The sequence below is a fragment of the Corallococcus llansteffanensis genome, from assembly GCF_003612055.1.
Classification (GTDB): Bacteria; Myxococcota; Myxococcia; order Myxococcales; family Myxococcaceae; genus Corallococcus; species Corallococcus llansteffanensis.
On record NZ_RAWB01000366.1, the window covers coordinates 1 to 10162 of the forward strand.

Consider the following 10162-nt stretch of genomic DNA (forward strand, 5'->3'; position numbering starts at 1 on the left):
CATCCCGCCCGCACCCACGACCTCTGCCGCCAGCCCAAGGGCGGACTCTACTTTCGCGCCCCAATCCAGCGACCACGCATACCCCTGGTAGTACGCGGCGGACTGGCCGGGAACCATGGGTATGAAATAAGCACCCAGGGGTATCTGCGCGACCCAACCACCCAGGACCGCGCCCCCGGAGAAGCGTGCTCCGTATCCAAGAGCCTCCTGGTAGTAAGCCCCCTGCGCCCCCAGGGTCAACCGGGTCAGGGCCCACCACGTCTCGGCGCGCATCGACGGACCGGTCTCCCACCACGCCTCTTCCTCCCGGTGTACTACGTTACACATCTGGCCATCTGCGGTCATTACATTACAGTTATACTCATCGACCCACCTGACCACGCGACTCATGGCCCAGCCTGGGGTCACATATCCGCCATACCAGGAGTCATACACGATGATGGGCATGACCAAGGGCAGCCAGCCAGACGGGTCCACGTACTTCAGCGGGTTGTTGAGCACGTAGCTGTACCGATTCAGCGCCTGGCTGGGGTCCTGCCCTGGCAGGAATTGGTCCGGGCTGAGGAATCGACCCAGGGACGGCTCATAGATACGTCCCTTCATGTTGATGAGGCCGAGTTCCTCTTCATGTTCATGACCGGTGAATCCCTGACGGACACCCGACGAACCACGAACCACGGGACTTGCCAGGGATTGAGCCAGCCGACGTCCGCCAAACGGCTCGTAGCGCAGCTGCTCCGTCACTCCACCCATCTCATCCGACAACGTCGCGACCGAGCCGAGCGCATCCGTGTGGAGATAGGTCGTCTTGGGAGCGCTCGCATTGCCCAGCGCATCCGTGGTCCATGCGAGCTGTGCAACCGTCCCCGCATCCCCCAGGACATTGAAGACACGACTCATCGCTCCGTTGGGGGCTCGTCGCTCCTCGAAGAGTCCCCCTACGTAGAAAGTGGACTCCCCGGAAGAGGCGCTCTTCACAACCCGAGCATTCATTGAATCGTACCGGTATTCGGTGTTTCCCGTGCCGGTAACGACTCGCGAGGGAAGACCAAAGGTCGTGTACGTCACGGTCCGGCCAGGCGCAGTCAATTGGTTCCCGCTCGCGTCATACGTGTACGCGCCAAGGGAGGACCGTGTCACGGCATGAGGGCCCGCTCCGCCGGTCCGCTCATAGAAACTGGAGATGTTCTCCCCCATCCCCTGGCGGCTCAGGAGGTTGCCAAGGTCATCGTACCCGTAGTTCGCGGTTCGCGACTGGCAGTTCTGGAAGACCGTCCAGGACTTCAGGCGGTCCAACGCGTCGTAGGTGAAGTCCTCCGTCGACATCCGCAGCGGGTCATGACGGTCGTGCCGGCTTCGAACATTGCCGTTCGGCTCGTACTCGTAGGCCAGCTTCTGCAGTTCCTGGCTCCCGTGGGTGCCCTGGATGAACAGGAGGCGCCCCCGCGTGTCGTACCGGCGCAGGCTGGAGACGCCATTCCCGAAGGACTCCGCGGTCAACTGCTGCAGACCATTCCGTCCCTCCACACTCCAGTAGGCGGGACCGTTGTTCGCGGCCCGCACCCGCTTCAATTGCCCCCGGGCGGTGTACTCATAATTCACCGCGAAGTTCGTCGTGCCCACCTGGGGATACTGCAACTGGAACAGCCTGCTGTATGCGTCATACTGCCGGCCAATCGCGTATTGGGAGCCGCCGATCGTCCAGAGGTCTTCCACCGGGCGCCCGAATGAATCATAGGCATACTGCGTGCTGATCACGCTCTGGGCAGTCCCCGCGAGGTCGTCCTTGATGCTCTTGTACAGCTTTCCGATACCCGCATTGCCCGCGTTAGCGTTGTCCCAGATGTACGTCGACACGCCATCGCGATTCGTGGTTTTGGTCACACGCCCCAGCAGGTCGTGCTCGTAAAGCGTCGTGTCCCCGTTCGCGTCCTTCGACTCAGTGAGCTCGCCCAGGGCATTGTACTTGGAGATCGACAGGCCGGAATCCGGATCATTGACTTCGACCCGTCGACCCTGACGGTCGTACTTGAAGGTCGGTCCCGTCCCGTCCGCGCTGAGCACCCCGGCGGGGTTCCCGAACGGCCCGTACCGGTACGTCGTCGTGAGCTTGCGCCCGTCCACGTAGTCGTCCACCGAGGCTGTCCGGCCATAGACATCCAACCAGCTGACCTGGAGGTTGTTCTTCTCATCAAAGCTGTTCACCTGGTTCGCGATGTATTGGCGGACGGTCTTCGAACCATCCGGATACGTGGTCACCAGTGGCCGCCCGAGCGCGTCGTAGGTGAAGGACGTGCCGACCTCCTTGGAGCCCGTGGGCGACGGCGCCCAGGACCAGGAGACACGTCCCAGCAGGTCGAACTCCCGCCGGCTCGTACTCCAGCCATCCGCGTCATTAAAGGCACGCTTCGAAACACTCAGCGTTCTTCCCAGGCGGTCCAGGTTCGTCCGCTCCTCCTGGCCCTGGACCGTTTGAGACTGGACCTGGTACGCACACCCGGCCTCGTTGGGGCAGGCGACGTAGGACAGCGAGACGTCCGCGGCATCCGGGTTGTCCAGTTTCCGCACCCGGCCAAAGCCATCGTACTGCCAGCGGGTCACGATGCCGTTCTCATCCACCTTGACTGCGGGTAGACCCAGTGAAGGATGGTAGGCATAGGTGCCCATGTGCCACAGGCCGTTGATCACGGACACCGGATGGACACGCTCCAGGGAGTCGTAAGTGAACTGGGTGCTCCGGCTGATCATTCCTGCGCCCATCGTTCGGACCTCGTAGAGGAGCCCATCGTCATCACGGAGCTGCTCGGTGATCACCTCCAGAACCGGATCGTTCGGCTCCACGGTCGTCTTCTTGAGAAGCACGGTCCCTGGCTTGTACTCATACGACAGCCGTCTCACCTGCGCGACGCCCTGCACGGTGCTCGTCTGCGACTCCTCGACTGGCAGCCCCACGAGCCAGTTCACGGGGTCGTTCTGGTAACCCGTCACCCACTCCATCTCATCGCCGTTGGAGAACATCTGCTTCCGATTCAGCACGTTGCCGTAAGTCTCATCGAAACCCAGCACGCTCACGACCCGGTTCAGGAGTCCCGCGTTCCAGGCATCCGTCTCCAGCCGGTCGTACACTTCTTCCGTGATGACCTCGGGGAAGACCCGCAGTCTGGCATCCACGCGCGAAGTACCCTGCGCGAGGATCTTGTGCTGGGTCGCACGCACCTGCAGATGCAATCGCCCAGGCAGGAACATCGTGGTCACTTGAAAGACCGGCGTGCCCGCGAGGGGGTAGAACGTCCCTGCACGGGTCTGGTTGTCATGGTCGACCCGGGACTCAGTCCCAGAAACCAGGTCTTTCGCTGTCATCCGCGCAAACCCCAGCCACCCTCGGCCCAGGAGATCAGCGCGACCATCCACATAGGAATACCGGGTCGCATGCATCACCGGGGACCCAGTGTCCACGCGATGCTCTGAAACCAACCACTGCCCCTTCTTCACGCACACCTGGGGATAGGAGCAGCCCGTGCCAGGCGTGTAGACCGACGGATCAATCATCGGTTTGTAGGAGAACTCGATTCGCGAGCCCAGTGAGTCCGTAACGCCGGTCAGCAGACCCGCGGGCGGACCTTTCCGCAGATAGACGTGCATCCTGCCGTTGATCATCTGCGCGAGGTCCATCAGGCCGTCGCCATTCGCGTCCAGCAACTGCGAAAGAGTGAACCCCCGGGCTCCTGACTGGCCTACCGACATGCCCAAGGAGCGCACGGAGAACCCGGTCCCCACCGACTGAAGGAGCGCCACCCGGTCGCGCGTTCCTTTACCATCATCCATCAGCAACAGGTCCTGGCGCCCATCCAGATTGAAGTCCACGACCCGGATTCCGTTGTCCGACGTGAATGGCGACAGCTTGAATCCGACCGGCAACTGGATTGGGAACGGCGGCGCGAATCCATCGCCCGTGTTGACGAGCACCTCGAGATCACCACCCGTTTCAGCCTTCGCCCGGACGGCATCCGGGAGGCTGTCACCCGTCAAATCCACGAAGAGGTATTGCCATTTGTAGCAGTTGTCGCAGGTCTCATCTCCTTCAGGGCCATAGTCAAAGGGAGTTCCATCCGGCATCAGCTCCACGTCCGAGCGGACGAGCGTCGTCTCCTGCTTGGCGAAGGTGCCATCCGGCCGCTGGGTCATCGACCAGTACCGCTTGCCTACCTCTTCGTAGATGTCGTGAGGGCCGGGTGGCCTGCGCATTTCAATGAACAGGAGGCTGGTCTTGGACGAGCCATCCAGGTTCAAGGCGAACTGGTTGTTGTCATTCAAGTCCGACGTGACGATGGGCTGAAAGGGCTGCAACGCACCGCCCACGTTCGGGCGGTACCCCAGTGTCCGGGTTGACGTGAGCACCCGCACCAACTCAGGGTAGGCATCTCCATTGAGGTCCGCATACCAGAATGCATCTCCCCCTCTTCCATCATTCCCCACTTCTTGAAACGAGTTGGCCGTGCGTCCGCCGGGAAGGTTCGTTCGGCGGAAGTGCTTCAGCTCGCTGTATTGACCCGGCCCATTGCAGGCATTCCATTGCAGGAAGCTGACGTCCGGAAGGCCATCCAGATTGATATCTGCCCATTTTCCATTGTGTCCTGCCGTGATATCCCAACAGACATTGGGCAGGGACACCGCATCCACGGCGGCGCCATAGCCAGCAGCCGAGCCATAGCGCATGACCCATTTATATGAATAGGCCTGGCTGCTCGTCGTGCGATAGAGGAGGTCGTCGAATCCATCCCCGTCAACATCAATGGGATTGAGCGCACGGAAGATGGCTGCGGGTGTGGGCGGGCTCAGGATGTCCGTGATTCCCGTATCCACGTCTTCGAAGAGGTCGCTCTCCAAGGTCCAGGAGAACGTAACGGCTGGAAGGCAAACCCCTGCACCATCGCACTCCTGGAAGGATGCGAGGCGGGTGACGCTGCTTTGAGCAACCGGCAGGTAGGTGAGGCGGTACGAGTGGACAAGGCCTGTAGCGACGGGGTTCGGACCACTCACCCGAATCTCCTTGAGTCGCCGACTTGCCTTCGTCTTCAAACCATTCAAGTGGACGATGCGTGGGTTTGAATGGCCGTCATAGTCAAAGTCGATGAAGCGGTACGCGGGACGCCCCGCCCCGAGCGAGGAGCCTGTGTAGGCGATACGCGAAAGGGTCTGCTCGTAGCTTCCATCCGTCAGATCATGGGTCTTCACGTACTGGAAGCTCATGAAGTTGCCGCTCCGGTCCTCCACCTGGGAGACCGCCCAGAGCAGCCGATTTTCCTTCCCATCCCTGGAGACGGCGAATCCGGTCGCGTCCAGGGCCCGAACGCTGCCGCGCTCCCCGGCGAGGGTCGAATTGTTCAGCTTGCCGTAGGTCATGACCCGTCCGTCCTTCAGGTAGACCTTGAACAGTGCGGGCCCGGATCCATCCGCTTCCAACGAGACGACCTTCGAGAAGCTCTCCTGCTCGGTCCGGTATTCGGTGCCAGAGGCGCCATACACCCCCTGGATGGCGATGAGCCGCTGTCCGTCCAGACAGAACGCGTCCGCGCTCGTGAAGGAGATTCCTTCCACCCGCCCATCCTGCGCCAGCGTCCGGGGGCACCGCGTGACCGCTGACAAACCGGTAATGCTCCAGCCCTGCCCCAGGATGTTGCTGCCGCTGTTGCCCTGATAGGAGAGGGTCAATGCCGGCTGCATGCCCGCGCGTCCATCCGGAACCCAGAGTGGCAGCGTGTACTTCGCGGTGCCATCCGGGCTGACGGATGAAGCACCCTTCGTTTGCCCTACCGCGAGCCCATCAGGTCCCACCTGGGTCGGAACGATGGTGTCCGCAGGCGTGGTCAGCACTCTTGCGAGCTTCGTTCCCACCTTGCGATCCGCATCAAGGCTTTCGGGCTCCGCGGGACCACATGCGCTGACGGCGATGACCAGCCCCAAGGACAGGGCAACAGCGTTCTTCAGGCCACGACTCACGGTCAATTTCATTTCATCACCCCGGGGCACGTTCCGCAGTTGATTGTCCCCCCGCACCCATCAGCGGCCGAACCGCAATTGACCCCAAGCTGTTCACACGTCAGCGGCTGACACTGACACGTCGTCGCGTCCGCGCGACAGACGCCACCCTCGTCAAACAGGTTGTCACAGTCGTCATCCATCCCGTTGCATACTTCCGCGGGAGCGATGCAGGCGGACCAGGCTCCCGCCACACAGCGCTTCAAGGAGCCCGGGCACTCACCATTGCCACCCTGGCAGGTGCTTACAAGGGTATCGCGTCCCTGGCCCGGCAGGTTGTCGGCCACGCTGTCCCTGTTGTCATCGCAGCCGTTGCACGCTTCAAGCGCCGCGACATCCCTCGTGCAGACTCCCAGGGAGCCGTCCAGGTTGCACTGTCGGTGGGCCGGCGCTCCGCACTGGGTGCTGCAATCCACGGTCTTGTTCGAGGGAATGAGGCACTGCCATCCGCCCGCGACACACGTTGTCGTGCCAGAGCAGCCATTACCCTGAGGATCACACGCTCCCGACGTCAGCCCTTCGTCAATGGCTCCGTCACCGTCATCATCACAGTTGTTGCAGACCTCGGCGGCGTAGGCGGAGCATGACCCTGAAATAAGGTCGCCTTCCTCGGTACAGGACCGGGTGCCCGCCCGGCCACAGACAGAGCAGGTCGCATTCGATTTTTGAGAATATTGGCAGTAGGTCGTGGGGTAGTCGCAAACCTGTGTCCCCAGGCACGCTCCCTTGTTGCAGCTCTTTGGAGGGGCAGTCGGGTCACAGACGGGACCCGCATCAACGGGCAGCGAAAGGATGAGCGGGATCGCGAGCGCAATCCAGCGCGCCAATACGTATATCTTTATATTTCCCATCTAACGTGGGGCCCCTTGATTCCTTGAAATGCGAGTTCTTCCAATTCCCCAACGGGAAGACCACCGCAGCCGCGCCTTAGACCAGACATTCCGCCCACTGTCCATGACGCCTGGGGTTCTTCAGAGAAGGAAAGTCGGCGTAGGCTGCCCCCCATGAGCGCTTCCGCCCCGTCCCAGGTCCACTTCCGCACCTGCAACCTCTGTGAAGCGATGTGCGGCGTTCGCATCGAAGTGGCGGACGGGCGCATCACGTCCATCAAGGGCGACGACGCGGATCCGTTCAGCCGGGGCCACATCTGTCCCAAGGCCGTGGCCCTGCGCGACCTCCATGAGGACCCGGACCGCCTGCGCCACCCCATGAAGCGCACCGCCTCCGGCTGGGAGCGCGTGTCGTGGGAGGACGCCTTCAGCGACATCACCCGGCGCCTCCATGCGCTCCAGCAGGAACACGGGCCCCACTCCGTGGGCGCCTACCTGGGCAACCCCAACGTCCACAACCTGGGTGCGATGATGTTCGGCCCCGGGCTCCTTCGCGCGCTGCGCTCGCGCAACCGGTTCTCCGCCACCTCCGTGGATCAACTCCCCCACCAGCTCGTGGCACACCTCATGTTCGGCCACCAGCTCCTCGTCCCCATCCCGGACATCGACCGCACGCAATACATGCTCGTCCTGGGCGCCAATCCGCTCGCGTCCAATGGCAGCCTGATGACCACCCCGGATGTCCGCGCCCGCCTGCGCGCCATTCAGGAGCGCGGCGGCAAGGTCGTCGTCCTCGACCCGCGCCGCACCGAGACCGCGCACATCGCCAATCAACACGTCTTCGTGCGCCCTGGCACCGACGCGCTCGCCCTGCTCTCCCTGCTGCACGTCGTCTTCACGGACACCGGAGACAACACCCGGCGCCTGGGCCGGCTCGCGGCGTTCGTGGACGGCCTGGACTCCGTCGTGTCGCTCGTCCGCGACTTCCCTCCGGAGCGCACCGCGCCGCATACCGGCATCGCCCCGGAGGTGCTGCGCGGCATCGCCCGGGACTTCCTCGCCGCACAAGGCGCCGTCTGCTACGGCCGCGTCGGTGTGTCCACACAGCCCTTTGGCTCCCTCTGCCAATGGCTCATCAACGTCCTCAACATCGTCACCGGCAACCTGGACCGCGAAGGCGGCGCCCTCTTCACCCAGCCCGCGTTCGACGTCATCGGCGGCCCCCGCGCGCTCGGCGTCAGCCCCGGCAGCCATGGCCGCTGGAAGAGCCGCGTGCGCGGCCTGCCCGAGTTCTCCGGCGAGCTTCCCGTGGCCACGCTCGCGGAGGAGATCCTCACCCCGGGTGACGGCCGCATCCGCGCCCTCCTCACCGTGGCCGGCAACCCCGTGCTGTCCACGCCCAATGGCACACAACTCGACACGGCGCTGGCCCAGCTGGACCTGATGGTGAGCGTGGATCCGTATCTCAACGAGACCACCCGGCACGCCCACTACATCCTGCCCCCGGCCTCCGTGCTGGAGCGCGGGCACTACGACCTCGTCTTCCACGTGCTCGCCGTGCGCAACACGGCCAAGTACTCACCGCCCGTGTTCACCGCCGGCCCGGAGTCGCGCCAGGACTGGGAGATCCTCCTGGAGCTCCAGCACCGCCTGGAGACGCTGCGCGATGGCCGGAGCGCCCGCGCCACCCTCCAGTACCAGGCCCTCAAGCGCCTGGGGCCGGAGCGCCTGCTCGACGTGGGCCTGCGCATGGGGCCGTATGGCTCGCGCTTCCACCCGCTCAAGCAGGGCGGCCTGTCGCTCGCGAAGCTGCGCGCCGCGCCCCACGGCATCGACCTGGGCCCGTTGAAGCCCAGCCTCCCCGGCCGCCTCCGCGGTCGCGCCAAGCGCATCCAACTGGCGCCGGAGCTGCTCGTCGCGGATGTCGCCCGGCTCCGCGCGGCGTTCCCCGACGACGCGGCGCCTCGCGACGGAGAGCTGCTGCTCATCGGCCGGCGGCACCTTCGCGACAACAACTCCTGGATGCACAACGTGCCGGGGCTCGTGAAGGGCCGCCCCCGCTGCACCCTCATGATTCACCCGGAGGACGCCTCCCGCCTGGGCCTCACCGAGGGCAGCGACGCCAGCGTCCGCTCGCGCGTGGGCGAGGTCACCGTGCCCGTGGCCGTCACCGACGACGTGATGCCCGGCGTCGTCAGCCTGCCCCACGGCTACGGCCATCAGCGCGCGGGCATCCGCCTCCAGGTGGCCGGCGCGCACGCGGGCGCCAGCATCAACGACCTCACCGACGACCAGGCCCTGGACACCGTCAGCGGCAACGCCGCCTTCAGTGGCACACCGGTACGGGTACGGCCGGCGGCACCACCTGCGCCACCGTCACCTTCCGGGCCCGCCACACCAGCGGCGTGAGCGCCCCCGTCAGCACGAACACCGCCTGCACCGCGTGGGCGAGCAGCGCGATGGACATCGCCTTCGCGGCGGACGTCCCCATCGCCCCCGCGGCCAGCGAGAACATCCCGTCCGTCACGCCCACCTGCCCCGGCACGAGCGAACCCATCGCGAGCGCCACCAGGTAGAGGCCCTGGGTGAAGAGCGCCTGCACCACCGTCGCGTCGATGCCCACCGCGTGCGCGAGCACCGCGTACTGCATCACCTGCAACACGCGGCTGCCCAGGAACGCCAGCATCGGCCGCCAGGGACACAGCCCTCCGGCGCACACCGACGCCTGGAACGCCTCCGCGTGCGCGCCCCACTTCCCGCACCGGCGCTGCATCCACGCGCCCAGCCGCTTCGCGCGCAGCCCCGCCCGCATGCCCAGCGACGCCAGCAGCAGCACGAAGCCGTGCACCAGCATCCCCACCGTGAACGCGGACCAGCCCGTCATGAGATAGGACGCCACCGCGCACGGGAAGGAGATGAGCCCTCCGGCCCCGAGCGACGCCGCCTGGGACGTGGCCGCCGCCGCCGTCGCCGACGCGCCTCCCGTGTAGGGCGTGAGCAGCGTCGCCTTCGTCGCCTCCGCGGCAGTGCGGCCCGCGGGCGCCATGCTCGACACCGCCGTGCCGATGAGCTGCGCCCGCACCAGCACCGCCAGGGGCACCTGTCCCGCGCGTGCGCCATAGGACAGCCGCGTCGCCGTCGCGTCGCAGGTCTGCCGTCCCATCTCGAGGAGCACCACCCAGGGCAACAGGGGCAGCGCGGCCAGGAGCGTGGTCTTCAGCTCACCGGCGCCCGCCTTGTGCACCATCGTCGTCAGCATGCCCAGGCCGCCCAGGGCGAAGACGGGCTTGAGC

At 65.0% G+C, this 10162-nt stretch carries 3 protein-coding genes; 1 reads left to right on the forward strand and 2 read right to left on the reverse strand.

The window, feature by feature from the left end; translation table 11 throughout:
- The coding region (locus tag D7V93_RS28390) for an RHS repeat-associated core domain-containing protein (protein ID WP_147451381.1) at nucleotides 1–6012 on the reverse strand (6012 nt) is incomplete at its 3' end.
- A 1031-nt stretch (nucleotides 6013–7043) separates the two neighbouring features.
- On the opposite strand from D7V93_RS28390, the gene D7V93_RS28395 reads away from it, so the two are divergent.
- Nucleotides 7044–9278: a molybdopterin-dependent oxidoreductase gene (locus D7V93_RS28395; RefSeq protein ID WP_120646368.1), complete on the forward strand. Its 2235-nt coding sequence runs from the start codon at nucleotides 7044–7046 to the stop codon at nucleotides 9276–9278.
- Here D7V93_RS28395 and D7V93_RS28400 read toward each other — a convergent pair.
- Nucleotides 9196–10162 (reverse strand): lysylphosphatidylglycerol synthase domain-containing protein (locus D7V93_RS28400; RefSeq protein ID WP_147451382.1); only part of this gene is annotated, 967 nt, incomplete at its 5' end. The genes D7V93_RS28395 and D7V93_RS28400 overlap by 83 nt on opposite strands.